The sequence below is a fragment of the Streptomyces sp. NPDC002055 genome (assembly GCF_040296705.1).
Taxonomy (GTDB): Bacteria; Actinomycetota; Actinomycetes; order Streptomycetales; family Streptomycetaceae; genus Streptomyces.
Genome location: NZ_JBEOXS010000055.1, coordinates 15,103 through 41,486, shown reverse-complemented (window position 1 = coordinate 41,486; position 26,384 = coordinate 15,103). Strand labels below are relative to the sequence as shown.

19 protein-coding genes and 1 pseudogene are annotated in these 26,384 nt (G+C 71.4%); 10 read left to right on the top strand and 10 right to left on the bottom strand.

Translation table 11 applies throughout. From position 1 onward, the window contains the following. The first annotated feature begins 70 nt into the window (after positions 1–70). Together pdxH and ABT112_RS27425 are read left to right on the top strand one after the other, a co-directional pair. Complete coding sequence (gene pdxH / locus ABT112_RS27430) at positions 71–697, top strand: pyridoxamine 5'-phosphate oxidase (protein ID WP_351514009.1); 627 nt, start codon at positions 71–73, stop codon at positions 695–697. Positions 698–1,251: 554 nt separating this feature from the next. Then, positions 1,252–2,862, top strand: coding sequence for a PAS domain-containing protein (locus tag ABT112_RS27425; RefSeq protein ID WP_351513992.1), 1,611 nt, complete (start codon positions 1,252–1,254; stop codon positions 2,860–2,862). Positions 2,863–3,062: 200 nt separating this feature from the next. Here ABT112_RS27425 and ABT112_RS27420 read toward each other — a convergent pair whose 3' ends face one another. After that, positions 3,063–3,839: an SIS domain-containing protein gene (locus ABT112_RS27420; RefSeq protein ID WP_351513991.1), complete on the bottom strand. Its 777-nt coding sequence runs from the start codon at positions 3,837–3,839 to the stop codon at positions 3,063–3,065. A gap of 175 nt (positions 3,840–4,014) precedes the next feature. On the opposite strand from ABT112_RS27420, the gene ABT112_RS27415 reads away from it, so the two are divergent. From ABT112_RS27415 to ABT112_RS27405, 3 genes are all read left to right on the top strand, one after another. Then, entirely contained in the window at positions 4,015–4,707 is a 693-nt protein-coding gene (locus ABT112_RS27415) for an iron-dependent transcriptional repressor DtxR (protein WP_351513989.1), read from the top strand. A 988-nt stretch (positions 4,708–5,695) separates the two neighbouring features. Continuing rightward, the gene (locus tag ABT112_RS27410) at positions 5,696–6,559 is read left to right on the top strand and encodes an alpha/beta fold hydrolase (RefSeq protein ID WP_351514007.1); all 864 of its coding nucleotides are present in this window, start codon (positions 5,696–5,698) and stop codon (positions 6,557–6,559) included. Between the two features lie 722 nt (positions 6,560–7,281). Then, entirely contained in the window at positions 7,282–9,429 is a 2,148-nt protein-coding gene (locus ABT112_RS27405; RefSeq protein WP_351513987.1) for an ABC1 kinase family protein, read from the top strand. Between the two features lie 282 nt (positions 9,430–9,711). Here ABT112_RS27405 and ybiA read toward each other — a convergent pair whose 3' ends face one another. Both ybiA and tnpA read right to left on the bottom strand, forming a co-directional pair. Further along, on the bottom strand, positions 9,712–10,017 hold the full coding sequence (gene ybiA, locus ABT112_RS27400; protein WP_502975463.1) for a riboflavin biosynthesis intermediates N-glycosidase: 306 nt from the start codon (positions 10,015–10,017) through the stop codon (positions 9,712–9,714). Between the two features lie 104 nt (positions 10,018–10,121). Then, a complete protein-coding gene (tnpA, locus tag ABT112_RS27395; RefSeq protein ID WP_351513985.1) occupies positions 10,122–10,550 on the bottom strand; it encodes an IS200/IS605 family transposase in 429 nt (142 codons plus the stop codon). A gap of 49 nt (positions 10,551–10,599) precedes the next feature. Between tnpA and ABT112_RS27390 the strand changes: the two genes are divergently transcribed. Next, positions 10,600–11,814, top strand: coding sequence for an RNA-guided endonuclease InsQ/TnpB family protein (locus ABT112_RS27390; protein ID WP_351513983.1), 1,215 nt, complete (start codon positions 10,600–10,602; stop codon positions 11,812–11,814). A 33-nt stretch (positions 11,815–11,847) separates the two neighbouring features. On the opposite strand, the pseudogene ABT112_RS27385 reads toward ABT112_RS27390, so the two are convergent. From ABT112_RS27385 to ABT112_RS27365, 5 genes and pseudogenes are all read right to left on the bottom strand, one after another. Next, positions 11,848–12,042, bottom strand: a pseudogene (locus tag ABT112_RS27385) (DUF1768 domain-containing protein); the annotation flags it as partial. Positions 12,043–12,466: 424 nt separating this feature from the next. After that, on the bottom strand, positions 12,467–12,967 hold the full coding sequence (locus tag ABT112_RS27380) for a hypothetical protein (RefSeq protein WP_351513981.1): 501 nt from the start codon (positions 12,965–12,967) through the stop codon (positions 12,467–12,469). A gap of 4 nt (positions 12,968–12,971) precedes the next feature. After that, complete coding sequence (locus ABT112_RS27375) at positions 12,972–13,607, bottom strand: hypothetical protein (RefSeq protein WP_351513980.1); 636 nt, start codon at positions 13,605–13,607, stop codon at positions 12,972–12,974. After that, complete coding sequence (locus ABT112_RS27370) at positions 13,604–14,935, bottom strand: hypothetical protein (protein WP_351513978.1); 1,332 nt, start codon at positions 14,933–14,935, stop codon at positions 13,604–13,606. Before ABT112_RS27370 ends, ABT112_RS27375 begins: the two co-directional genes overlap by 4 nt. 1,182 nt (positions 14,936–16,117) lie before the next feature. Further along, a complete protein-coding gene (locus ABT112_RS27365) occupies positions 16,118–16,420 on the bottom strand; it encodes a WXG100 family type VII secretion target (RefSeq protein WP_351513976.1) in 303 nt (100 codons plus the stop codon). Between the two features lie 276 nt (positions 16,421–16,696). Here ABT112_RS27365 and ABT112_RS27360 point away from each other — a divergent pair, with 276 nt between their 5' ends. Continuing rightward, positions 16,697–21,256 (top strand): FtsK/SpoIIIE domain-containing protein, encoded by a 4,560-nt coding sequence (locus ABT112_RS27360; RefSeq protein WP_351513974.1) that lies wholly within the window; start codon positions 16,697–16,699, stop codon positions 21,254–21,256. Positions 21,257–21,403: 147 nt separating this feature from the next. Here ABT112_RS27360 and ABT112_RS27355 read toward each other — a convergent pair whose 3' ends face one another. Together ABT112_RS27355 and ABT112_RS27350 are read right to left on the bottom strand one after the other, a co-directional pair. After that, positions 21,404–22,444 (bottom strand): hypothetical protein, encoded by a 1,041-nt coding sequence (locus tag ABT112_RS27355; RefSeq protein ID WP_351513972.1) that lies wholly within the window; start codon positions 22,442–22,444, stop codon positions 21,404–21,406. Beyond that, positions 22,432–23,085, bottom strand: a complete 654-nt coding sequence (locus tag ABT112_RS27350; protein ID WP_351514006.1) for a hypothetical protein — start codon at positions 23,083–23,085, stop codon at positions 22,432–22,434. Before ABT112_RS27350 ends, ABT112_RS27355 begins: the two co-directional genes overlap by 13 nt. A gap of 495 nt (positions 23,086–23,580) precedes the next feature. Between ABT112_RS27350 and ABT112_RS27345 the strand changes: the two genes are divergently transcribed. From ABT112_RS27345 to ABT112_RS27335, 3 genes are all read left to right on the top strand, one after another. Beyond that, entirely contained in the window at positions 23,581–24,114 is a 534-nt protein-coding gene (locus ABT112_RS27345; RefSeq protein WP_351513970.1) for a hypothetical protein, read from the top strand. A 62-nt stretch (positions 24,115–24,176) separates the two neighbouring features. Beyond that, complete coding sequence (locus tag ABT112_RS27340; RefSeq protein ID WP_351513968.1) at positions 24,177–25,010, top strand: hypothetical protein; 834 nt, start codon at positions 24,177–24,179, stop codon at positions 25,008–25,010. A 29-nt stretch (positions 25,011–25,039) separates the two neighbouring features. Continuing rightward, positions 25,040–26,374 (top strand): TadA family conjugal transfer-associated ATPase, encoded by a 1,335-nt coding sequence (locus ABT112_RS27335; protein ID WP_351514004.1) that lies wholly within the window; start codon positions 25,040–25,042, stop codon positions 26,372–26,374. Positions 26,375–26,384 lie beyond the last annotated feature (10 nt).

Here is a 26,384-nt window from a genome sequence, read left to right as displayed (position 1 = left end):
GCGGGTGCCCGACATCGATCCGCAGCAACCGGTAGTCCCACCGACCAGGCGCGCCCTCGACCCGGCCGCCATGCGCGAGCACTACCGGGCCGAAGGCCTGGCCGAGGCCGAGCTGGCCGAAGAGCCGATGGAACAGTTCGCCCGGTGGTTCGAGCAGGCCGCCGCGAGCGGCATCTTCGAACCCAACGCCATGATCGTCTCCACCGCCGACCCCGAGACCGGCCGGCCCAGCTCGCGCACCGTCCTGCTGAAGCAGTACGACGAGCGGGGCTTCGTCTTCTACACGAACTACGGCTCCCGCAAGGGCCGCGAGCTGACCGCCAACCCGTACATCTCCCTGCTCTTCCCCTGGCACCCGATCGCCCGGCAGGTGATCGTCGGCGGGGTGGCGGAGCGGACCGGCCGCGACGAGACGGCCGCGTACTTCCGGACCCGGCCGCACGGCTCCCAGCTGGGCGCCTGGGCGAGCGAGCAGTCCTCGACCGTCGCCTCGCGCGCCGAGCTCGACCGGCTGTACGGGGAGCTGGCGGACCGCTACCCGCCCGAGGAGCAGGTCCCGGTCCCGCCGGAGTGGGGCGGCTACCGGGTGCGTCCGGAGACGGTCGAGTTCTGGCAGGGCCGGGAGAACCGGCTCCACGACCGGCTGCGCTACGTCCGGGCCGAGTCCGGCTGGCAGGTGGACCGCCTCTGCCCGTAGCGGCGGGGCGGCCCCGCAGCGGAGGCGGGCCCGCAGCGGAGGCTGCCCCGCAGCGGAGGGGCGCCGGGCCGCCCGGCGTGGGGCGCGGTGCGCCGCCGCTGTGGAGCGGGCGGGATTCCGCTGCCCGGCGCCGGAACGCAGACGACCCGCGAGCCTGTTCCCCGGCGCCCAGGGGCGCTCGGGGGCCGGTCGGACGTACCGGCAGCTCGCGGGTCGGGTGACTGCTTGGGAATAGGCCGGCTGCGACACGCAGTGCGTGCGCGCGTCCGGCGATGCGCAGAGCGCGACGACGGACTGCTAGCCCGCAGTCACCTCACGCGTCCGGATTGCATACATCTGCCGAACCACCTCCCTTCTCGTGTACCCCACACGCTAGGCACCGCCCGGGAGCCCCACAACCCATTTTCCGCAGGCGCCTTACGGTGACTTCGCCGTGTGCCGCGGCGGTCACGGAACCGGTCCCCGGGGCCGGTGCGCGGTCACCGGATCCGACCGATGGGCAGTGCGCACCGATTTCCGGGAACACGCTGTGGGTTGCGTCACGTTCCAGTTGAATGATCGGGCGTGCAGCACATGCAGCCACGTCCAGCAGGAGGTGCCAGGTGACTGCTTCCCGGCCTTCCGGCCCCACCCGGCCGGCGCGCCCGGGCCCGGAGAGCCCGGAGGGCGCCGAGGACATCCCGAGCGAGGAGGCCACCGCCGCGCGGGACGGCCTGCCCCCGCCCGCCGACTGCGACGACTCCGACCTGCTCGCCGCCCTTCTGGAGGGGATGGACGCCGCCCTCTGCGCCTTCGACGCGGACGGGGTCGTCACCCACTGGAACCGCGAGGCCCAGCGCATCCTCGGCTGGACCGCGGAGGAGGCCGTGGGCCGCCAGGGCTTCGCGGGCTGGGCGGTCCGCGAGGCGGACGCCGACGAGATCCAGGGCCGGCTGCTCGGCGTCATGGCGGCCGAGGGCCGGCAGGTCCACGAGTTCGCCCTCGTCACCAAGGCCGGCGGCCGGGTGCTCGTCCGCACCCAGTCGGCGGGCGTCCGCGGAGCCGACGGCCGCCCCGCCGGGGTGTACTGCGCGTTCAGCGAGGTGCACGCGCAGATCGACCTGGAGCGGTCCATCGCCCTGAGCGAGGCGCTCTTCGAGGACGCGGCCTGGGGGCTGGTGCTGGTCGACGCCGATCTGCGCCCGGCCGTCGCCAACGAACAGGCCGCGCGGGCCCTGCGCACCGACCGCGCTTCCCTCCTCGGCCGGCCCCTGGGCGAGCTGCTCTCCCAGGGTGTCGAGGAGCTGGAGAGCGCCCTCCAGCACGTCCTGGCCGAGGGGGCACCGCCCGCTCCGGCCGACGTGTGGGTGACCCTCCGGGCCGGCGCGGGCGGGGTGGAGGAGCGGCGCTGCTGGCGGTGCGGTTTCCTGCGGCTGGCGTCGCCCCTGGCGGAGGAGCCGGTTCCGCTGGGCGTCGGCTGGTTCTTCCACGACGTCACCGACGTCCGGCAGGCCGAACGGGAGAGTTCGCTGCTGCGCTTCCGCGGCAATCAGCTGCACCGGGCGGCCCGGACGGCCGCCGAGTGCGAGGACCCGCTGGAGGCGGCGACCGTCTTCCTGGACTTCGCCCTCGCCGGGTTCGCCGACCACGCGCTGCTGGACCTGACGTCGGACGGCGAACCGGTCCGCCTGGTCCGGGCCGCCGCCACCCCCGCCGGCTCCGGCGGCCCCTGCTCACCGGTCGTGCCCGGCGGCATCCCGCTGCGGTACATCGAGGGCCACCCCGCCCTGCTGGCGGTCGAGCGCGCCGGGTCGGTGCGGGCCAGCTGGCGGAACCGCGCCGGACAGCACCCGCGGGGCGCGGCGGGCAGCGGTGCGGACCGTGGACCGGCCGGCCCGACGGCGGCCGGGGTCGGCGCCGCGAGCGCCGAACCCGCGGCCGGGGCCGGCGACCAGGCGCGGCAGTGGGCCGCGGCACGGCAGTGGCCGGAGGACACGGTGCACGCGCTCTGCGCCGTGCTGCGCAGCCGCGGCCGGACGCTGGGCGTGGCGACGTTCCTGCGCGCGGGCGGCCGGAACGCCTTCGACCGCACGGACGCCTCGTACGCGGAGGACGCGGCGTACCGGGTGGCGGGAGCCCTGGATCTCGCCGAACAGCTGGGCCGCCGGGGCGGGGGCCGGGTCTGAGCCGGATTCGGCTTGCGCTGATCCGGCCCGATCCGCGTCGGCCCGGACTGTGCTGACCTGGTCCGGCCCGCGTCGGCCTGGACTGTGCTGACGTGGTCCGGCCCGCGCCGGCCCGGACTGTACTGACCTGGTCCGGCCCCCGTCGGCCCCGCCCGATCCGAACGACGGGCTTCGGCCCGGCCCGATGCGAACGACCGGCCCTACGCGTGCCGGAAGAAGATCCGGTCCGCGTACTCGGCCAGCACCTGCCCGTTCCACTCGTGCCCGCCGTCCACATTGCCCGAGCGCAGCAGGGGCGGAGTGATCCCGCGGGCCGCCAGCTCCCCCGCGGCCGCGGCCATCACGGCCTGCAGCATCGCGCTCGTCACCACGGTGGAGGCCGGGGCGAAGGGCGCCTCGATGCCCTCGGCCGTCAGCTCCGCGTCCCCGACCGCGATCTTGCTGTCCAGGACGAGATCGCAGTGGTCCCGCAGGTGGGCGCCGGAGGAGTGCCGGGACCGGGTGCCGTCCGCGTAGGCCACGGACGTCACGCCGATCACGGTGAGCCCGAGGGCGCGGGCGTTGATCGCCATCTCGACGGGCAGCGGGTTCCGTCCGGACAGCGAGATGATCACCAGCAGGTCCCCGGCCCGCGCGGGACTGGTGTCCAGGACCGCGGCGGCGAGGCCGTCCACGCGCTCCAGCGCGCTGCCGAGCGTGGCCGGAACGACGTCGACCCCCACCACGCCGGGCACGGAGAGCAGATTCATCAGCGCGAGCCCGCCCGCCCGGTAGACCACGTCCTGCGCGGGCAGCGAGGAGTGCCCGGCGCCGAAGGCGAAGAGCCGGCCGCCGGCGGCGACCGTGCCGGCGATCGCGGAACCGGCCGCCGCGATGGCCCCGGTCTCCTCGTCCCGCACCCGTCGCAGCAGGTCGGCGGCGGCGTCGAGGAACCGGCCGGCGAGATCCGTACCCGCGTCCGCCGCCTTGTCGTTCATGGCCGCTCAGGTCCTTTCCGTAGGAATTCCACAGGTCCGTACCCGGTGGCGCGGATCACGTTGGGGCCCGCGGCGGCCGACTGTCAATACCGCGAGGGGCGGACGTGCCCCGGTTGTCGGTGGGATGCGTCAGAATTGAAGTCAGGGCCACGCACGTAGAGATCGAGGGGCACGCATGTCGGGACTCATCGACACCACGGAGATGTATCTCCGCACCATTCTGGAGCTGGAAGAAGAAGGCGTGGTCCCCATGCGCGCCCGGATCGCCGAGCGGCTCGACCAGAGCGGCCCGACGGTCAGCCAGACCGTGGCACGCATGGAGCGTGACGGCCTGGTCACCGTGGCCGGGGACCGCCACCTGGAGCTGACCGACGAGGGCCGCCGGCTGGCGACCCGCGTGATGCGCAAGCACCGGCTCGCCGAGTGTCTGCTCGTCGACGTGATCGGCCTGGAGTGGGAGCAGGTGCACGCCGAGGCCTGCCGCTGGGAGCACGTGATGAGCGAGGCGGTGGAGCGCCGCGTGCTCGAGCTGCTCCGGCACCCCACCGAGTCGCCGTACGGGAACCCGATTCCGGGCCTGGAGGAGCTGGGGGAGAAGGCCGAGGCCGACCCCTTCCTCGACGAGAGCATGGTCAGCCTGATGGACCTCGACCCCGGGACGGACGGCACCACCGCGGTGGTGCGCCGGATCGGCGAGCCCATCCAGACGGACGCGCAGCTGATGTACACGCTCCGCCGGGCCGGTGTGCAGCCGGGCGCGGTGGTGAGCGTGACGGAGGCGGCGGGCGGAGTCCTGGTCGGCAGCAGCGGTGAGGCCGCGGAGCTGCACTCGGACATCGCCGCGCACGTCTTCGTCGCCAAGCGCTGACGCCGCCCGCCCGCGGGATCGCCCGCAGGCGCCGGGATCACGCACCGGAGTCGCGTGCTGACGCGACGCCGCGAACTGCCGCCCTCGGGGCGGCTTTTCGCGTTCGGGGCGCCCGCGCCGCGGCAGAGCCGGGCCCGGCCCCGGTTCCCGCTGGGCCCCCTTCCTGCCGAGCCGCGGTTCCCGCTGGGCCCCGGTTCCCGCTGGGCGTTGGGCTCCGGCCGAGGGGCTGTCGCGCGCCGGCCGCCCTGTACCCATTGCCCTGTACCCATTGCTGTGTACCCGTTGCCGTGCACCAACTGCCGTGTGCCGGCTGCCCTGCGACAAGGGCACCTCGCGTCCGTCGGCTCCGCCCCCGCACCTCGGGTTGCGCAGTGTCCCGGGCGTGCAGCAGGGCGGGGTGCCGTGGGGCCGCCCTCGCTCCGACTCCCGCTCCCTCGGGCGCGGTTGGTACGGGCGGCATGTCGGGCGTGCGGCGGGGAGTGCGGTCGGCCGGACTTCTCCGGTTTCCCGGAAGATGGCTCCGGAATGGCAGCGATCCGCCCCGGCTCGTGCGACGCTGTCGCTGAGGCATATGGCACGGGGGCTTTCACGGCCGTCCGACGGGGCGGCCGGCAGGCAGGGGAGGGGGCTGCGATGGCCGTACGGAGCGGGGGCGGAAGATCCGGGAGCGAGGGCCCCGGTGCACTCGGCAACCGGGGCCCTGCCTCCCCATGTCCCCCCGTGGTGACCCGGAGCCCCGAGCTCTCAGGGTCGTTCCCCGCGGACCCCCTTCCCCGAAGGGTCCGCCTCCCGGTAGCTGTCTCCCCTCGGCGCGGAGCGTCAACCCTTGAGTGCAGTCACTCAAAAGTGGGGTGTTGCGTTCCAGAACCACCCAATCGAATGGGGGTTCGATAATGTGGCCGTGTTCCACCCCGCACTCGGGTACGTATGTGAGGACTCAGCAGCTGACGACGCGGAGCGGCCGGAAGGATTGGGGGTGCCAGGACACATGGTGCGGCGCATCGATGTGACCGGAGCCGACGGCGTGCGGCTCGCCGCCTGGGAGTACGGCGATCCGCCGAAGGGGGGCCGGGACGACGCGAAGGCCCCCGGAATTCTTTTACTGCACGGGCTGATGGGCCGGGCCGCGCACTGGGCCGGCACCGCCCGATGGCTCTCCGGCCGGTACCGGGCGATCGGTCTCGACCAGCGAGGCCACGGGCGCAGTGACAAGCCCGCCGACGGGCCGTACACCCGCGAGGCGTATGTGGCCGACGCCGCGGCCGCCATCGAGCAACTGGACCTCGCCCCCGTCACGCTGATCGGTCACTCCATGGGCGCCCTGACGGCCTGGCAGCTGGCCGCCCGCCGCCCCGACCTGGTGCGGGCGCTCGTCGTCTGCGACATGCGGGCCTCGGCGCTGGGGGCCCAGTCGCAGCGGGAGTGGGAGGAGTGGTTCACGACCTGGCCGCTGCCGTTCGCGACGCTCCGCGACGTCCGCCGGTGGTTCGGCGAGGACGACCCCACGCTGGAGCGGCCGCGCCCGTCCCGTGGCGATTTCTACGCCGAGGTGATGGCCGAGCGGGCCGACGGCTGGCGCCCGGTGTTCTCCCGGCGGCAGATGCTGATGTCCCGTGAGACCTGGGTGTACGACGCCCACTGGGAGGAGCTGGCCCTCGTCCAGTGCCCCGCGCTGGTCGTGCGCGGGGTCGACGGCGAGCTGGGGCGCGCGGAGGCCCAGGAGATGGTCCGGGTGCTGCCGCGCGGGGAGTACGCCGAGGTCCCGGACGCCGGTCACCTGGTCCACTACGACCGGCCCGAGGACTGGCGCGCCGCGATCGAGCCGTTCCTGCAGGCGGCCCTCCCGGCTTAGCGGCGACCCGGTCGGCCGGGCTGCCGTGGGCATGCGAGTTCCGGACATCTCAGTCCGCGGACAGCGGACAAGGGTCCGGATTCCGGTGGTGCCGCAGCGCATGCGGGTTCCGTGCCGTTCCGCCTACCGTCCGTGGCCGGGTGGCGCTGCCCGAGCAGGCCCCGTCCGCCCGCGCCGCCCGTCCGCCCGTCCGCGCCGCGCGTCCGTCCTGCCGTCCGGCCCGTGCCGCGCCGTCCGGCCCGTGCCGCGCCCTCCGGCCCTGGAGGCTCCGCCCCGTGACCCCGTCGGGTCCGGGACCCGGTCCCTGGCAGCCCGTCCGTACCCCGCTCGGGCCGCTCCCGCCGTCGTCCCCGGCACTCGTCCCCGGGGCGTACCGGCCACTGCCCCCGGCACTCGCCCCCCCCGGGCGCACCGACCACTGCCCCGGGCGTACCGGCGACCGTCCCCGGGCCGCACTGGCCACCGCCCCGGGCCGCACTGGCCACCGCCCCCGGGCCCTGCCGGTGACCGCCGCGCAGCCAGCCTGGTTCGCTGCCCGGGCCGTGTGATGCCATAGGCTCCGTGACATTCGGACGGCGCGAGGGGGCGGGCGTCGGCCGGCACACACGCCGTAACCCCGTGGGCGCCGCACGGCCGCACCGGCCCGCGCCGCGTACTTCCGCACCGACCCGCCCGGTCGCCCTCACCGACCGAAGCCGCTTCCCGCCGGGAGGGACCCCGCCATGCTGCCGACACTGGCCGCCAGCGCCGTAGACCAGGCCACCCACTGGATCCTCACCACGCTGCTGGTCGTCGTCACCGTCGGTGTGTTCTGTACCGGGATCTCCGTCGGCGCCCGGCGCCTGATCGGCATCCGCATCGGCGCCCTGCGCACGCTCATGGCCTGTGCCGTGGGCATGACCACCTTCCAGCTGTTCAACGGCTCCCTCGCCGACACCGACAGCCGGGCCGCCCTCTCCACCGTCTCGGTCACGGTCTCCCTGCTGGCCGCGATGGCCGTCCTGGTCGTGGTCGAGATCGCGGTCCCCTCGGGGAGCTGGCCGCGCCCCGTGCAGTGGGCGCGCGCCGTGCGCCGCCGGCTCTCCCGCGCCCGCCGCTACTCGCAGATCAGCCGCATCTTCATGCGCCACGGCCTGGGCCGGTACGTCCGCGGGCGGGCCAGCGTCGACCGGGCCGCCCGCGCCGACGAGGCGGGCCGGGAGGCGGCCCGTTCCCTCCGCCTCGCGCTGGAGGAGTGCGGCGGGACGTTCATCAAGCTCGGCCAAGTCCTCTCCACCCGCCGCGACCTGCTGCCCCCGCACATCGTCGACGAGCTCAGCCGGCTGCAGAGCGACGTGCCGCCGGCGCCTTGGCACGAGGTGGAGACCGTCCTGCGGGAGGAGCTGGGCGCCTCGGTGGACGAGGTCTTCGCCGACTTCGACCACGAGCCGCTCGCCGCCGCGTCCATCGCCCAGGTGCACCGGGCCACCCTCCGCGACGGCTCCACGGTGGTGGTCAAGGTGCAGCGGCCCGGCATCCGCGAGTCCGTCGAACGCGACCTCGACATCGTGCTCGCCATGGCACAGGGCCTGCACGTCCGGGCCCGCGCGGTGCAGGGACTCGGCCTGCGGGACCTGGCGGACGGGTTCGCCGTCGCCGTCCGCGAGGAACTGGACTTCCGCACCGAGGCGCGCAACGCCGACGCGGTCGCCGCGGCCTGCGACGGACGCGACCCGGACGCCTCCGTCCGGGTCCCGGCGGTGCACCACGAGCTGTCCACGGCGCGGGTGATGGTGCAGGAGTGGCTGGACGGGGTGACGCTGGACCGGGCCGGTGCGGACGCCGACGCCCGCGGCCTGGACCGGGACGCGCTCGCCCGCACCGTGCTGGCCGCCATGCTGCGGCAGATCATGCGCGACGGCGTGTTCCACGCGGACCCGCACCCCGGCAACATGCTGCTGCTCGCCGACGGCGGCATCGGAAAGGGCCGGATCGGGCTGCTCGACTTCGGCTCGGTGGGCAGGATCGACGCCACGGTGCGGGACGCGATCCAGTACCTGCTGCTGGCCGTCGACCGGGGCGACCCGGCCGGCATGTGCGACGCGCTGCTGGAACTCCTCGGCCCGCGCCCCGACACCCATGACGCGCCCACCCTCGACGCCCTGGTGCTGGAACGGGAGCTGGGCCGGTTCATGGCCCGCCACCTCGGCCCGTCGAGCAGGCCGGACGCGGAGATGTTCACCGCGCTGTTCCAACTGCTCACCCGCTTCGGCCTGACCGTGCCGCCGGAGGTCGCGGCGGTCTTCCGCGCCCTGGCCACCCTGGAGGGCACGCTCATCCGGCTCTCACCGGGGTTCGAGCTGGTCGAGGAGGCCCGACGGGTGGCCACGACGCTGGTCACCGACCGGCTGTCCGTCGGCCCGGCGGGCCGTCTCGCGGCGCAGGCCGGCCGCAGCTACGCCCGTTGGACCGGCGGCTCGGAGCACGGCTCCGCGGACCCGGCCGGCGCCGACCCGGCGGACGGCGCGGCCCTGGCCCGTACCGTCGCCCAGGAGCTGCTGCCCCTCCTCCCGATGCTCCGCCGGCTGCCGCGCCGCGCGGAACGCGTCAGTGCCTCGCTGGAACAGGGCCGGCTCTCCGCGCGGGTACGGCTGCTGGCCGACGAACGCGACCGGCGCTTCGTCTCCGGCCTGGTCCACCAGCTCCTGATCACCCTGCTCGCGGCGGGCACCGGCCTGATGGCCGTCATGATGCTGGTCCTGGGCACGGGCGAAGGCCCGCGCGTCACCAGGCACTTGGAGCTCTACCCGCTGCTCGGCTACAACCTGCTGGCGGTGAGCGCGGTCCTCACGCTCCGCGTGCTCTACGCGGCGATGCGCCGGGCGCCGTAACGGGGCGGTGGGCGGTGGTGGTTCCGCCCGGGACGGCCGCTGGGCCGAGGGCGGTCGCCGGGGCGGGGACCGCAGCGTTGCCAGGACCGGTCGCTGCGCCGGGGACGGTGGCTCCGGCCGGTCGCTGCGCCGGGACCGGCCGCTCTGCGCCGGGACCGGCCGCTCTGCGGCGGGAGTTCGCCTCCGGAGCCGGGCACTCGCTCAGGCCCCCGCTGCTGCCCCTTCGGCGGCCAGTGCGTCCCGGGCGTCCATCAGCGCGAAGCCGAGCAGGTTCAGGCCACGTCACCGGGCGGGGTCCTGCGCTCGCTCGTCGTCGGCCGCCAGACCGATGCCCCACACCGGATCGACCGGGCTGGCCTCGACCAGGATGCGTTGCTGCGTCCCGAGCAGGAAGGGCCGCAGGTCCGGACGGTGCGTGAACTTGGCGATGCTGCCCCGCACGACCAGGTCGTACCGGTGCTCCCTCCAGCGCTCCTCGTCGACGCCGCGCACCGAGCGCCCGACGGTCTTCGCCTCGTGGGGATGGCCGGCCAGCAGGACGCGTTCCAGGGCCGCGTCGTCACCGAACAGCTGAGCCTTGTCCGCCATCGCTTGGTGTGCGCTGGGAATCCCGGCCTTCAGGCCGGGTGGGATTGCGATCCTTGGTTCGGAGGCGCGGAGCGCCGGGGTTCGCTGCGCTTCCGGGTTGGCGGTCAGGTGGGCCGTTTCTGGTTCTCGATGTACTCCCGGACGATGCTCAGCGGCGCTCCGCCGCAGGACCCCACGAAGTACGAGGGAGCCCAGAAGGCCGAACCCGTCCCGATGTGGTTGATCCGGCTGGTGTACTCGGCCCGCAGGTACCGGGAGCTGACGCCCTTCAGGCTGTTGACCAGCTTCGACAGTGCGATCTTGGGCGGGTAGTGCACGAGCAGGTGCACGTGGTCGCCCTCGCCGTTGAACTCTTTCAGCTCGGCCTCGAACTTCCCGCACACGTCCCGCATGACCTCTTCGCAGCGGGTCAGCATGTCGTCGTTGAAGATCTCACGCCGGTACCTGGTGACGAACACCAAATGGGCGTGAAGGTGGTGGGTGACGTGGTTTCCTCGGCGTGTATCGGGGTCTGGTTCCCAGCGCGGTGACATACGCCAAGCGTAGTAGGATCTTTGAAGCCGACCGGGAGGGGGTGGGCCGGTGATCCGTGCGTACAAGTTCCTCATGCGGCCCACCGTGGGCCAGGCGCTCGCGCTGGGTGAGATGCTGCGTGATCACTGCTCGCTCTACAACGGGGCGTTGCAGGAACGTCGCGACGCCTATCGGCACGTCTCGAAGACGAGCATCCGTTACGGGCAGCAGTCCGCGCAGCTCAAGGAGATCCGGGCGTTCGACCCCGAGCGTCAGGGCCGCTGGTCCTTCTCCTCGCAGCAGGCAACGCTTCGCCGTCTGGACAAGGCATTCGCCGCGTTCTTCCGCCGCATCAAGGCCGGCGAGACGCCCGGATACCCGCGCTTTCGGGGCGTCAACCGGTTCGACACGGTCGACTTCCCCAAGGACGGGGACGGCTGCCGCTGGGACTCCACCCCGCACGACCCGGTCACCCGCGTCCGCTTCCAGGGCGTTGGCCACGTCCGGGTGCACCGGCACCGGCCGGTGGTCGGCAAGGTCAGGACCGTGTCGGTCAAGCGGGAGGGCAAGCGCTGGTACGTGGTGCTGACCGCCGACCAGGGCGAGCCCGAGCCGCTGTCCAAGACGGGGTCCGTGGTCGGCATCGACATGGGCATCGCCTCCTTCCTCACCACCTCGGGCGGTGAGCACGTCGCCAACCCGCGCCACGGACGCCGTGCCGCAGCCAAGCTGGAAGCGGCACAGCGGGCGTTGGCCACGTTCCCCCGCGTGCGACGCGACAAGCGCACCGCGAACCACCAGCGGGCGGTTGAGAAGGTCGCCAGGCTGCACGGCAAGGTCCGCCGCCAACGACTGGACCACGCACACAAGACAGCACTCGGCCTCGTACGCGAACACGACTTCATCGCGCACGAAGACCTCAAGATCCGCAAAATGAGCAAGGCCCCCGTGCCGAAGCCCGACCCTGGCCGGCCGGGCGGGTTCCTGCCCAACGGGGCCGCCGCCAAGGCGGGGCTGAACCGTTCGATCGCTGATGCCGGATGGGGGGTGTTCCTCGCGATCCTCAAAGGCAAGGCTGAAAGCGCCGGTCGGGAAGTGATCGCCGTGGACCCCCGCAACACCTCCCGGCGGTGCCCAGAATGCGGGCACACCGCCAAGGAGAACCGGCCCACACAGGAGAAGTTCCACTGTGTCTCGTGCGGCCACACCGCGCACGCAGACACGGTGGGCGCCCTGAACGTTCTACGGGCCGGGCTGGTCCGCCGCGAAGCCCCACCGGCATAGCGAGAAGCCCCCTCATTCGTGAGGGGGAGGAGTCACCATCCAGTGCTCGGCGGTGGGGTAGCGCACGCCGTCCACCGTGAACGGCGCATGCCACCACTGGCTGAGACAACTTGAGCCGACGGTCCCGTCGCGCCGCGGGTGGTGCCCCCAGAAGTACACGTACTTGAGCCGAGGACCGCGCCGGGCGGCCTCCACCACCTCGGCCACCGAACGGGGTCTGCCCGCCATGATCTGCCTGCCTCCCTGGGAACGCCGTCCCCCACCGGGCGACGCGCATCACCGACGGCGCGCCGCTGTCCACCGACCGCCGACCGCCGACCGCCGACCGCCGACCGCCGGCCGTCGTCCACCGACCGCCGGCCGTGGTCGGGGCGGGCGCAGCCGTCCGTCGATCATTAACGGCTACTCAGGGGCCGGCGGTCCACTGCTTTACGGCGGGGGTCCGCTCTGCGGCAGGCCCGGCGTTCCGGCAGCTCGGCTGTGGCAGGGGTCCGCGGATGTCCGGTGATGCGGGAATGCCCGGTGATCCTCGGGGATCCGCTGAAAGCGCGTCCTCAGGCCTCGGCTTCGACGGTCAGGGTGCCGACGATGTCGTCGGCCATCCGTTCCACGATGTCGCTCACCCCGGGGTAGGTCCAGGAGACGAGCATGATCACCGCGCTGTCGCTCCCCGGCGGCACAACACCGTATGTGATGGTCTCCATGAGCACCGCTCACTGTCCCGCCCGCTGTCTCCGGCGGCGAAGTTCTGCCGGATGCGGACCGCTTCCCCCAGGGGCACCCGGGCGTGGGTGATGTCCGGGGCGCCGAAGTCGTCCGTGCTGAAGCGCTCGGCGATCCAGTCGAGGGTGATGCGGGCGACGGTCTCGTCGGGGTGGATGAAGTCCACCTCCAGGAGCGCCGTGGACTCCTCCAGGCCGTTCACATACAGGGCGAAGGCGTGCACCCGCTTGCGGCCGCGGCTGTCCGCCGCCCGCTCGCGCAGATCCTGCCGCAGCAGGTCCTCGTCGAGGAGCGTCCCGTCCGCCACACTGCGTTCCACCAGCTCCTTGGCCTGTTCGTCGACCCAGGCGGTGATGTCCGCCCCGGGCTCCGTGGGAATGGACACCCATTCCTCGTGACAGCGCAGGCCGCAGCTCACGAATTCGGTCACGGGCTCATCCGATCCAGATCAGGGAGTGGGCGACGGCGTCGAACAGCTCCACCATCGCGTCCGCCAGCGGGTCCAGGGGCGTCGAGAACGCCAGCAGCAGGAAGGAGTCCGAGCCCGGGACACCGACGTGATAGTCCACGGTGGTGACGGGCGCGGTGTTCCCGCCGGGGTCGTTCTGCTCGGGCACCTTGCGGGTGCGCACCCGGATGGCACGGCCCGCCTGCAACTCCTCGATCGACACGTCCTGGTCGAGCGGGCCGCTGTCGAAGAGGTGCTGGGCCAGCGCCTCCAGTTCGATGCCGCCCGGCCGGTCCGGGGTCACGAGGGTGAGCAGCAGGGAGGCGGGGATGGTCAGCGGCCCGGCCGTCTGGAGGCTGAGGTAGAGCTCGATGCCGCCGTTCCGGTAGGCCTCCTTGGCCCGGCCCAGCAGCTCGGACCGGACCATCCGCTTGATGTGCGGGGCGTCGTCCATGCCCTGGAACTGCCGGTCGACCAGGGCGTCGACCGCGGCCTTGCGGCGCTCCGGGTCGAGGGTGATGCGGAACCAGCCGTTCGGCAGCAGCAGCCGGTAGTCGCCGGGCGGTGCGGCGGCACCCGTGTCCGTCGTGTCCGTCCGTCTGTCGGTGTCGGGGTCGTTCATGACGTCGCTTCCTGACCGGGGGCCGGACGGTCGAGCCGGAGACGGCTGTTCACCTGGTGGGCCAGGCCCGGACCTGCGTAGACGCCGACCGCTGTCGCTGCCAGAGCCATCGTGAGGCTGCCGGCGACGGGGCTCGCATCGACGGAGAGGAGACCAGCGAGGAAGGTCAGAGCCCCGAACAGGGAGATGGGCAGGGGACTGGCGTCCTCAAGCACCGTCCGCACGAAATCGGAATTCGCTCGGGCCGTCTTCGCGTCGAGCGGCCCGAAGTGCTCGACGTCCGCAAAGGCCATGGTGTACCTCCGCGGCCAACCGACGGACTTCTTGGGTTCGACGCAGTCCTCGGTGGGCACTCCGACCGCTGAACTGAATTCCGTCCAGCGCAGCTCACCCTCCGGCCCCCCGAACCAGGGAGCCCAGGGCAGTGCGGCCCGTACTCGACCGGCCTTGGTGCGCAGCTCGACACCGATGGGAGTGCGACGTTCCCGAGAGACAATCCTCACCAGACGTGTTGGTGCATGTGAGCCCGCACGGGGCAGCCAGCGTTCCTGCCCCAGCGAGTTGACGATGACGATGTCGGAGGCCTGGATACGGATGGCGGAAGTCGTGCAGAAGCGCTGAGTGGCACCGATCCCTGAGGCAGGGGACGGCCTGAGCATCGCAACGGCGGCAGGAAAGGTGATCCGTTCTCTCCTGCGGGCGGCCCATTGCAGGCCCAGTTCGGAGAGCGGTGGAAGAACGAAGGCGGTCGCCGCGACCGTACTCAACCACGGCGCACTGTCCTTCCAGACCATTGCACAGATGATAAAGGCAAACCAGATCGCCAGTGCTGCACCACGGAGCACGGAGTGCCACACGGGGAGTGTGCGGCCGATGTACGCGTCGGTATCAGGCCCGCGTACCGAGTTGCTCAGCACGGGATCGTCAAGGTCGGTCACGGTCCGGAGCGGAATACCCGCTTCCTTCAAGAGCGCCGACAACCCGGTGAGTTCTAGTAGGTCCCCACCCTTATTGGGTCGGGAACCCGGCATAGGTGCTTCCGGCAGCCACTCCATGAGGGGAAGTCGAAAGAGGCGCGCCCCCTCTGCGTTCTGGAACTCCACGACACCCCAGTCACCCGCTGGACGCAGCCGCTTGAAGGCATCCTCGCCGGGCAGTTCGATATGAACAGCTCGAGAAATTCCCGCCCCTCCGGCCGGGTAGCGCTTCTCGTTGCCCTCGGGAGTTCGGAACACCAGTGAGGATCCGTCCCAGTAAATGCGGGAGATTCGCACGGTGTCGAGATTGGGAGTGCGTTGCGCAAAGGGGCGCAGGGCATGCTCCGGCACCTCCGCTGCTGTGCCGCGGCTTGGCGTTCCGTGCATATCCCTTCCCAGGTGCCGTCTTTCAGGCCGTCGTTGTTGATCGCGCCGTCGATCGCCTCGCAGGCCGCCTTCTCCGCCGCGTCGCGGATGTCCTTGGCGTCCTGCAAGGTCTTCCGCGCGCCGGAGAGCTTGGTCTCGGCGGCTTCCTGCCGGCCCTTCAGCTTCTCGGTGTCCGGATCGTCGTCCGGGGTGTCCTTCGGCCGGCCGTCGAGCGCCTTGGTGGAGCTCTTGTGCTCGGAGTCGGCCTCTTGCGCCTCCTGCAGCGCCTTGGCCGCGAGCTTCTGGGCGCGGTGCAGTTCCGAGGCGAACTCCTTGGGGTAGGTCTCCCCCCTCCTTGACCTCGGTGCCCGTGGCCTTGGCCGCGACGTCGTAGCGCTTGAAGGCCTTCCGGAGCTTGCCCTCGGCCTCCTGGGCCTCACCGCGGAACTCGTCCGCGGCCTTGCTCTTCCATGCCTCGACGGAGCCGCCCGCCTTGATCTCGTCGGCCTGGCGCTTGAGGGAGTCCGCGGTGGCACGCAGCTTCTTCCCCAGCGCCGCGACGGTGTGGGGGTCGCCGGGGATCGGATCGGAGGACTCGCCGAGAACTTCCCACTCGTGAACGGGAGGGCGCGCGGTCATCTCTTGCCCGTCCCGGAGTTCTTGTGCTTGGCGTCCTCGCCGCGCAGGGCGTCCGCCAGAGACGAGTCGATCTCCTGGTACGACTTCCCCGCCTCGGTGGCGATCTTGGCGAGCTTCTCCAGCTCGTCCGTGAGTCGCTCGCGGTGAATCTTCCAGCTCGCGGTGAATCTTCCAGTTCGAGCTGAATTCCCCGAACGTGTCGATGACGGACTGTGAGCCCAGATCCTTCACACCGTAACCGTCGGCCGGATTCGCCGCTTTGGTGAACTCTTTGTGGATCCCGCTCAACGCGGAGCCGAACTCCTTGATGCGCTCGGTGTCCGCGACGATGTCTTTCCCATGACACTCCCCCCTGGGGTCGGAAAGCGGTGGGTGCAGCAAGTCCTGTCGTCCAGGACCCGCCCCCAGTGGTCTCCCCGACCGCGGAGGGAATGGCGCGCCGCGCACCCGGCGCCGCGAACGCGAAGAATAGCGAGTCGCGGAGCCAGGTGCGACAAGACGCATGCGAGGAAATGCGCCGGGAGGCGGTCAGCCGCCCTTGACGCCCTTGGCGAGGTCCTCGTCGAGCTGCTCGAACTTGTCGGCAGCGGTCTCGAGGAACTTGGCCATGCCCTCGAGGCCCTCGATTGCCTGCGAGGCGCCCTTCTTGAACTCTTCGAAGGAGGTCTGGAACTCCTTCGAGGACCGCTTGGTCACGTAGCCGCTGCTGACGAGACCGTCGACGTAGTCCTTGAGCTTGTCGAGCTTGTCGTCGATCTTGGTGCGCTCGGTCTTGAGGTGCTTACCGGCACGCCGCATGTCGTCATATGTGACGTCAACGTCTTTGGACATCGTTCAACCCCTTATGTCATGCCCCAGGGCCGACCCCCGTGGCTCCTGTCCAGCGGACGGTGTGAAGATCCGCTGATGTTGCAGCTTAGGGGGGAAGTCGCAAGGAGCGCAGCCGCGGTTCCCGGCCCCCGATTCGCGCTCCGGGGCGAAGCGTGACAAACGCTCAGCCCGCCTTCGGTCCGTCTTCGGCGGGGCCGGAGGAGGCAGATATTGTCGCTGTGTTCCGAGGCCTGCGTTTCCGGGGGAGGCCCCGGTCCCCCCACCTGGAGGATGACTGTGCGCCTGACTCTGACCGTCGTCGACCCGCTCGGTGGCGCCAGTGCCGATGTCGTACTCGATGCCGAGCCCGAGTCCCCGATCCATTCGGTGGCCGGCGAGTTGGCCGGTCATGTGGATGTGCACGGCGGCGCGCAGATCATTCCCATCGGAAGTCAGCGCGGCGCGGCGAGCGGTCCTCCCGCGGTGTACGTGGACGGGCACCCGCTGGACCCCGCGGCGACCCTCGCCGGCTCACCGCTGCGCGACGGCGCCGTCGTCAGCCTCCGCGACCCGGCCGGCTGCCTCCCCGGCGAGCCCGTGGGGCTCATCGAGCTGCGGGTCGCGGGAGGCCCCGGTGCCGGGGCGGTGCACCGGCTGGGCGTCGGCCGGTACGACATCGGCCGCGGCGCGGCCTCCTACGTCCGGGTCGACGACCCCGAACTGGCCGACCGGGCCGTGACGCTCTCGGTGGCGGCGAACGGCACCTGCCAGGTCGCCGTGCACGCCGACAAGGACGGCGCGAGGCTCGACGGCGAGGCCTTGGACGGCGACGACTGGCCGCTGGGCGGCCAGCTGGCCGTCGGCAACACGCTGCTGGAGATCACCCGCTACACCCCGCCGGACGCGGCCCTGAAGTGGTCCGACGACGGAGCGGGCCTGGACTACAACCGGCCGCCGCGGCTCCGCCCGCCGGACCGCACCACGCAGTTCCGGCTGCCCTCGCCCCCGCGGGAGAACGAAGCCCGGCCGCTGCCCTGGCTGATGGCGCTGTCGCCGCTGGTCATGGCCGTCACCATGGCCATGGTCATGGGGCGCTGGTACTACCTGATCATGGCGGTGTTCAGCCCGATCCTGCTGTTCGCCAACTACTTCATGGACAAGAAGCACGGGCGGAAGTCGCACGCCAAGCTCGTCAAGGAGTACCAGGAGCACAAGGAACGCATCGAGAAGGACGCCGGGGAGGCCCTGGTCACCGAGCGCCTCGACCGGCGGCACGGCGCTCCCGACCCCGCGACCGTGCTCGGCCTGGGCACCGGCCCGCGCACCCGGCTCTGGGAGCGCCGGCGCACCGACGCCGACCATCTGCAGCTGCGCGTCGGCACCGGGCAGCTGCCGTCCGCCGTCGTCCTCGACGACCCCGAGCAGGACGACCACCGGCGCCAGGTCACCTGGCGGATCGAGGACGCCCCGGTCTCGCTCTCGCTCGCCGAGTACGGGGTCATCGGCATGGCCGGCCCCGGGGACTCGCCCCAGGCGCTCGCCCGCTGGGCCGTCGCCCAGACCGCGGTCCTGCACAGCCCGCTGGACGTGCAGTTCTACGTGCTGACCGAGGCGTCGGGGCGGCAGAGCTGGGAGTGGACCCGCTGGCTGCCGCACTCCCGCCCCTCGGGCGCGGCCGACGCCAACCTCCTCATCGGCACCGACGCGGAGACCGTCGCGGCCCGCATCGGCGAGCTCACCCAGATCCTCGACGCCCGCATCAAGGCCGCCAAGGAGAGCCGGGCGCAGGGGACCTCGTTCTCCGACCCGGACATCGTGGTGGTCTGGGACGGCTCGCGCCGGCTCCGCTCCATGCCCGGTGTGGTCCGGCTGCTCCAGGAGGGGCCGGCCGTCGCCATGTACGCGCTCTGCCTCGACGCCGAGGAGCGCTTCCTGCCCGGTGAGTGCAAGGCGTTCGTGATCGCCGAGGAACCGGCCCGGGACCACATCACCGACCGCGCAGCGGCCGCCGTCGGCGCCGCGACCGAGCAGGCCGGCGGGTTCCCGTCCTTCCAGGCCTGGCACGCGGCACCGGCGGGGAACACCCCGGCCGCCGGGAGCGAGCCCGCCGCCCCGGCGCTGCGGCTGCGCGTCGAACAGGCCGGCGAGGCGCGCATCCGGGACGTGCGCCCGGACTTCGTCTCCCCCGCCTGGTGCGGCCGGCTGGCCCGCATGATCTCCCCGCTGCGCGACATCAGCGGCGAGACCGAGGACTCCGCGCTGCCCGGTGCCAGCCGGCTGCTGGACGTCATCGAGATGGAGCCGCCGACCGGACCGGCGGTGGCCGCACGCTGGCGGATGGGCGGCCAGTCGACCATGGCCGTGATCGGCGAGTCGTACGACGGCCCGTTCGGCATCGACATCCGCAAGGACGGGCCGCACGGCCTGATCGCCGGAACCACTGGTTCCGGTAAGTCGGAGCTGCTGCAGACCATCGTGGCGGCGCTGGCGGTCGCCAACACCCCCGAGAACATGACGTTCGTCCTCGTCGACTACAAGGGCGGCTCGGCGTTCAAGGACTGCGTGAAGCTGCCGCACACCGTCGGCATGGTCACCGACCTCGACGCCCACCTGGTCGAACGCGCCCTGGAGTCGCTGGGCGCCGAACTCAAACGCCGCGAGCACATCCTCGCCGCGGCCGACGCCAAGGACATCGAGGACTACCAGGACCTGGTGCGCCGCGACCCCTCGCACGCGCCCGTCCCCCGACTCCTCATCGTCATCGACGAGTTCGCCTCCATGGTCCGTGACCTGCCGGACTTCGTCACCGGCCTGGTCAACATCGCCCAGCGAGGCCGTTCGCTCGGCATCCACCTGCTCCTCGCCACCCAGCGCCCCAGCGGTGTCGTGTCGCCGGAGATCCGCGCCAACACCAACCTGCGGATCGCCCTGCGGGTGACCGACGGCGGCGAGTCCGCCGACGTCATCGACTCGCCCGAGGCCGGGAACATCTCCAAGAACACCCCCGGCCGCGCCTACGTCCGCACCGGTGCGGCCTCGCTCATCCCGTTCCAGTCCGGACGGGTCGGAGGCCGCCGCCCCGGCGCCGCGGACCCGGCCGTCGCCGCGCCGTGGGCCGAGCAGCTGGCCTGGGAGGCGCTCGGGCGGGCCCGGCTGAAGAAGCCCGCGTCCGCGGCCCGCGAGGAAGAGGAGATCACCGACCTCAAGGTGCTCGTGGACGCCGTCCGCGAAGCCAACGAACAGCTGGGCATCCCGTCCCAGCACAGCCCGTGGCTCCCGGCCCTCGACGAGACGCTGCTGCTCGATGACATCCCCGCGGTGCAGGGCGCCGGCGCCCTGCCGCCCGCCCCCTACGGCATCGAGGACCTGCCCGCGGACCAGGCGCGGCGCCCCGTCGCGGTGGACTTCGCCACCTTCGGCCACCTGCTGCTCGCCGGAGCGCCCCGGACCGGCCGCTCCCAGGTGCTGCGCACCATCGCCGGTTCGCTGGCCCGCACCCACTCGACCGCCGATGTGCATCTGTACGGCATCGACTGCGGCAACGGCGCGCTCAACGCGCTCACCAAACTCCCGCACTGCGGCGCCGTGGTCGGCCGCAACCAGACCGAGCGGGCGGTGCGCCTGGTCAACCGGCTCATGGCCGAGGCCACCCGCCGCCAGGAACGCCTCGCCGAACACGGCTACGCGGACATCGGCGAACAGCGCGCCGGCGCACCGGCCGAGGAGCGGCTGCCGCACATCGTGGTGCTCCTCGACCGCTGGGAGGGCTGGCTGCCGACCCTCGGCGAGCTCAACCACGGCGAGCTGACCGACCAGCTCATGGTGCTGATGCGCGAGGGCGCGAGCGTCGGCATCCACGTCGTCATCACCGGTGACCGCCAGCTGCTCGTCGGCCGGATCAGCTCGCTGACCGAGGACAAGTACGGTCTGCGCCTCGCCGACCGCTCCGACTTCTCGATGCTCGGCATCAACCACCGCAAGGTGCCCGAGGAGTTCCCGCCGGGCCGCGCCTTCCGGAACGAGACGGCGACCGAGACCCAGTTCGCCCTGCTGTCCGAGGACGCGACCGGCCAGGGGCAGGCAGCCGCGCTGACCGCCATCGGCGAGGCCGCGATCGCGCGCGACGCGGCGGTGCCCCGGGCGCAGCGCCCGTTCCGCGTCGACGTGCTGCCCAGCCGGATCTCCTTCGAGGAGGCCTGGGAGCTGCGGGACCAGGAGGCCGCCCGGTCCGACCTGTGGAGCCTGGTGGGCATCGGCGGCGACGAACTCACGGGCTTCGGACCCGACCTCGGTCAGGGCACCCCGACGTTCGTCATCGCCGGACCGGCGAAGTCCGGCCGCAGCACGGTCCTGATGAACATGGCGCGCGCCTACCTGGCCCGCGGCGTACGCCTGGTCGTGGCGGCACCGCGCCCCTCCCCGCTCCGGGAACTGGCCGGCCACGACGGGGTGCTCCAGGTCTTCACCGACGACGACATCGAGACGGACGACTTCACCGAGGCCATCAGCACGGCCTCCCCGGAACAGCCGGTGGTGGTGCTGATCGACGACGGCGAGATGCTCGACGACTGCGACGCGGAAGGCGAACTCAAGCGGGTCGTCCAGCGCGGCAACGAACGCGGCCTCGCCCTGGTCATCGCCGGTGACGAGGAGGACGTCTGCTCCGGCTTCAGCGGCTGGCAGGTCGACATGAAGAAGGGCCGCCGCGGCGTGCTGCTCTCCCCGCAGGACTCCTCGAGCGGCGAACTGATCGGCGTCCGCATCACCCGCAGCAACGTCGGCGACCCGGTCACCCCGGGCAGGGGGCTGCTGCACCTGGGGAGCGGGGAGTTCTTCGCGGTGACGTTGCCGTTGTAGGACGGTCGAAGGGGCCGTCCGACGGCGTCGGTCGGGCCCGGGACGGAATGCGAAGTGCGGGCCGAGGAATCGGCCCGCACTGTCATCCGGCGAGGTCTCCGGGGGCGACGGAGCTCCGACCGCCGCGCCGGCAGCCGGAGCCTCGGATCAGCGGTTGACCGCCTGGTGCTCCTGGACCGTGACGTCGGTCGTGCTCCCAAACGTGCCGTCGGGAAGTTGCCCGCCCTGTCCCTGGGAGCTCTTCCAGGTGATCTTCCAGGTGAGCGTGGCCTTGAGGTGGTGCGGGCCCGTGCCGGCTGTCGAGCGGAGGTAGGTGAGGCCGCAGGGCGGCGTCTCTCCCTTCTTTTCGTCGGAGTACGGGGCGCCGATGCTGTCGTCCTCGCCGATCGGGCATTCGCCGGACGCCGGGTAGAGCTTGGCGTCCTCCGTACCGGGGTCGAGCCTGAGGGCGACGGGCTTCGCCGTCGTGGTCGCGGAGAACCCTGTGCCGGGAATGCTCGCGGTCACGGAGATCGGCTTGAACTTCGCCTTGTCCAGCCAGACCCAGGTGTCGAGGTTGACCGTCTGCTTGCCGACGGGGTTCATCGAGATACGGGTGCCGGGGACGGGGAGTTCGTCGTAGGCGTATTCGGCGAGGACCTTGGGGGAGACGGCCATCGGCTCGTCCGGGGTGTCGTTCTCGTCGACCCAGAACGGAATCTTGTCGCAGGAATTCGCTTTGGGGTCGTCCTTGCGGTTCGGGTTGACGACTCCGGACCAGAAGGCTCCTTCACCCTGCTTGTCAAGGTTGTAGTTCTTGTACGGGTGACCCTTGTCGTAGATGCTGTTGAGGAGGTTGTAGATCTGATGACCGATGAGCGGGACATCGGAGAAGCCCTTGACTGACTTCTTCAGCTCACTCGGTGTATAGGCCGGTTCGTACCAGCATGGGGGTGGCGTCCAATTCGTGTCCGAGGACGCGAGACTCCCGGTCTTCCGGGGGGCGGAAGACCCTCCGGAGACGGTCGTCTGAACCTTGGTCTCGGCAGTGATGTTGTTGCTGTGCGTCCCGCCTTGTGAAGTGCCACGACGCGGGGGACCGGAAGGCGTTTTTCGGGCGTCGGCGGGCGGAGCTGCCGCAATGCCGACAGCGATGGCAGTTGCGACAACTGTCGCTGTCCTCCGCAGCCCGATGCTCACGGCTGGCACTGCTTCGCTCCTTCGTCCGAGGATACGCTGGTCGACTGCCAGACGCCCGCCTTGTTCTTCTCCATGCGTTCGTTGTAGAGGGCGTAGTCCTTCGGTGATGGAGAAGTCTTGGTGACCTTGTGGGTCTTGGTGTTCTTGCTGTAGGCCTTGCTCTCATCCGAGCAGTAGATCACCGTTGCCGACCCGTCCTTGAGTAGCGTCACTGAACGGTTGTAATAGCGCGTGGTTCCGGTGAATGTGGACCCGGACTCGGCGAAGCCGCCGATATAGGCGTAGGCATCGATCAGCGCCCGGCCCTTCAAGTAGAAGGTCAGCCCCGGCTGCTTGTTGCCGCCCTTGGTGATCACTTCATCGATCGAGTTGATGGCCCGCTCGTTGTCCGCCAGGACTGCGTCCTTCTTCGGGTCGCCCGTCTTCCCGCCCTCGAAAACGTTGTGCACGTCCTTCGGAAGGGTGATCTTGGGCCGCTTGATCCCGTCGTCCGAAGGCGACGCGCTCGGGTCCGCAGAAGTCGTGGACTTGCCCGCTCCCTCGATCGAGTCGTCATTCTTGCTGTTCGAGCCGCCGCCGCAAGCGGTGAGGGTCAGCAGGGCCGCCGCCGAGGTCAGTGCGGTCACGCAGGCCTTCGTGCGCGCGTGCATGGTCACTTCCACTTCTTCTGCAAGTTCTTCTACGGGTCGTCAGGATCTTCTCCATGATGATCGGATCCTGGATGCCCATCGATGATGACATGGACGCGGAGAGTGATCCCGAGTCATGGCTTTGCGTGTGGATTGCGGGGTGTTCGCCCGAAGTTCACGATCACTGACAGGCTTTGAGGTGCTTATCGGCTGCTGATACGGTGCGATGACTTGACAGCTTCATGCCAGCGACGTATTCGCGCGGGTGGGGGCTGGTATGGCATGAATGCCCGAAATTGAAGACGACGTGCGGGAGTATGTGGCGTGAAGGTCCAGGAGCGGACGGCGGCGGGGGGCCACAGGGCTTCGGGGGCCGGTCAGCCAATGGGGGACAGGCTTCCCTCTGCACCTCGTGAGCGTAAGCCCGCGCTTGCCGCTCTCGCAGTTCTTCTCATCCTCGTCGGTGCGCTCGGGGCGACGGTCCTCGTGCTGCGGGCCGGGGAACGTATAGAAGTTGTGAAGATTACGCGTGACGTTCCCGCGGGCAAGCCGGTGCCGGAGTCCGCGATGGCTTCCGTGATGGTCGCCGAGGATTCCGGCGTGCAATACGTGAAGTGGGAAGAGCGCAAGCTGGCCCGCACGAAATACCGTGCCGCCACCGATCTCACCGAAGGTTCCCTGCTCGTCGGTTCGATGCTGTCGGACGACTCCGGCGTTCCCGCGGGCAAGGTCGTCGTCGGACTCTCCCTCAAGGCCGGGCAGTTCCCCAAGGGGCTGAAGACCGGGGACACCGTGTCCGCGTACCGCGTCGGCACTGAGACGTCCGCCTCCAAGCCCTCCTCCGGTTCGGCGGGTTCCGCCGGCTCCGCCGGTACCCCCCTGACGCAGAACGCCAAGGTGCACGACGTCACCGCCGCCACCGGTGAGACCATCAGCAGCTCGGACCTGCCCGTCTCCCTCCTCGTCAACCAGGACGAGGCCGAGGCACTGGCGCAGGCGGCCGCCGGCGGTCAGGTCGCGGTCGTGCTCGTGCCCAAGAACGCCGGTTGATGCCGGACTCGTTGGCCCTGCGATCCACGCGGGTCCCCAGGGCAGGTAGGGACTAAAGGAATATGGCGCTCATCGCTCTCGCCGCGGACAAGGGTTCGCCCGGCGTCACCACCACGGCTGTCGCACTCTCCGCCGTCTGGCCGCGCCGCGTGCTGCTGGCCGAGGCCGACCCGGCCGGCGGGGATCTGGTCTACCGCAGTGCGGCCGCGCACGGCGGTCCGCTCGACCCCAACATCGGCATGCTCTCCATCGCGGCCACCGCACGTCGCGGCCTCGCCGCGGAACAACTCTGGGACCACGCCCAGCCGATGTCCGGCGGCCTCGACGTCGTCGTCGGCCTCGGCAACGCGGAGCAGGCCGTCGGCCTCGCCGGCCTGTGGCCCACGCTCGGCCGGGCGTTCAACGGCCTCGCCGAGACGGCCCAGCAGCCGGCCGACGTCATCGCCGACTGCGGCCGCATCGGCCCCGACGCGGCCGTCTCCGAGATGCTCTCGCAGGCCGCGCTGGTCCTGCTGCTCGCCCGCACCGAACCCGAGCACCTCGCCCGGATCCGGGACCGGGCCGCGGCGCTCTCCGCCAAGCTGCACGGTGCCCAGCGCGGCGCCGCGCAGCTCGGTCTGCCGCTGATCGGTGTGCTGCTCATCGCGGACCCCGGCAACACGCGGCTGCCCGGGCAGGTCAACGACATGCTCGTCGCCTCGCAGACCGGTGCCCGGGTCGTCGGTGTGATCGCCGAGGACGCCGTCGGCGCCGGGCAGCTGTCGGGCCGCAAGCGCGGCCGGGTGGAGAAGTCCCTGCTGATCCGCTCCGCCCGCAAGGTCGTCGGCGATCTGCACCAGCAGTTCGGTTCCGCCTGGGCCGGGCCGGCGATGCCGGGCACCGGAGCCGTGCAGTGAGTGGCGGCACCCTGGGCGGAGGACACACCCTGGGGGGCTCTCCCGGGCAGCCGGCCCACAGCGTCGTCGACCACTCCCTCGTCAAGCGGTTCCGGCAGGAGGCCGGTGACCGGATCGCGGAACAGCGCCGTCTGGACCAGACGTCCGGCGTCGCCCCGATGTCCACCGAGGACGAGCGGCAGTACGCCCGCGCGGTCATAGCCCAGATACTCGAGGAGTACGCCCGGGCCGAGATCAACGCGGGCCGGTCGCCGCTGGACGCCGAGACCGAGGAGGCGTACGCGGCGGCCGTGCACGCGGCGCTGTTCGGCGTCGGCCGGCTCCAGCCGCTGCTCGACGACGCCGAGGTCGAGAACATCGACATCAACGGCTGCGACCACGTCTTCGTCGGGTACGCCGACGGCCGTGAGGTGCAGGGCGACGCCGTCGCCGAGACCGACGAGGAGCTCGTCGAGCTCATCCAGGTCCTCGGCGCCTACTCGGGTCTGTCGTCCCGCCCCTTCGACTCGGCCAACCCGCAGCTCGACCTGCGGCTCCCCGACGGCTCGCGGCTCTCCGCGGTCATGGAGGTCACCCGCCGCCCGGCGCTGTCCATCCGGCGGGCCCGGATGGGCAAGGTCTTCATGGCCGACCTGGTGGGCAACGGGACCATCTCGCCGGAGGTCGCCAACTTCCTGGCCTGCGCCGTGCGCGCCCGCAAGAACATCATGATCGCGGGGGCCACCAACGCCGGAAAGACCACCCTGCTGCGGGCCCTCGCCAACGAGATCCCGCCGCACGAGCGGCTGATCACCGTGGAACGCGCCCTGGAGCTCGGCCTGGACCAGTTCCCCGATCTGCACCCCAACGTGGTGGCGTTCGAGGAGCGGCTGCCCAACTCCGAGGGGCTGGGCTCGATCAGCATGGCGGAGCTCGTGCGCCGTTCGCTGCGCATGAACCCCTCGCGGGTCATCGTCGGTGAGGTCCTCGGCGACGAGATCGTCACCATGCTCAACGCGATGTCGCAGGGCAACGACGGCTCCCTGTCCACGATCCACGCGAACAGCTCCAGCGAGGTGTTCAGCCGTATCTCCACCTACGCGCTCCAGGCCAACGAGCGGCTGCCCATCGAGGCCAGCCAGATGCTCATCGCCGGAGCCATCAACTTCGTCGTCTTCATCGAGCGCCGGAACAACTTCCACAGCGGCGGGCGGCTGAGCCGCACCGTGACCTCGGTCCGCGAGGTCAACGGTGTCGACGGCCGCGTGCTGTCCAGCGAGGTGTTCGCCGAGATGCCCGACGGGCGGATCGTGCCCCACGCGCCCATCTCCTGCCTCGAAGAACTGACCGTCCACGGCTACCGGCCGTCCGGGACCTGGGGGTGACCACGGCCGT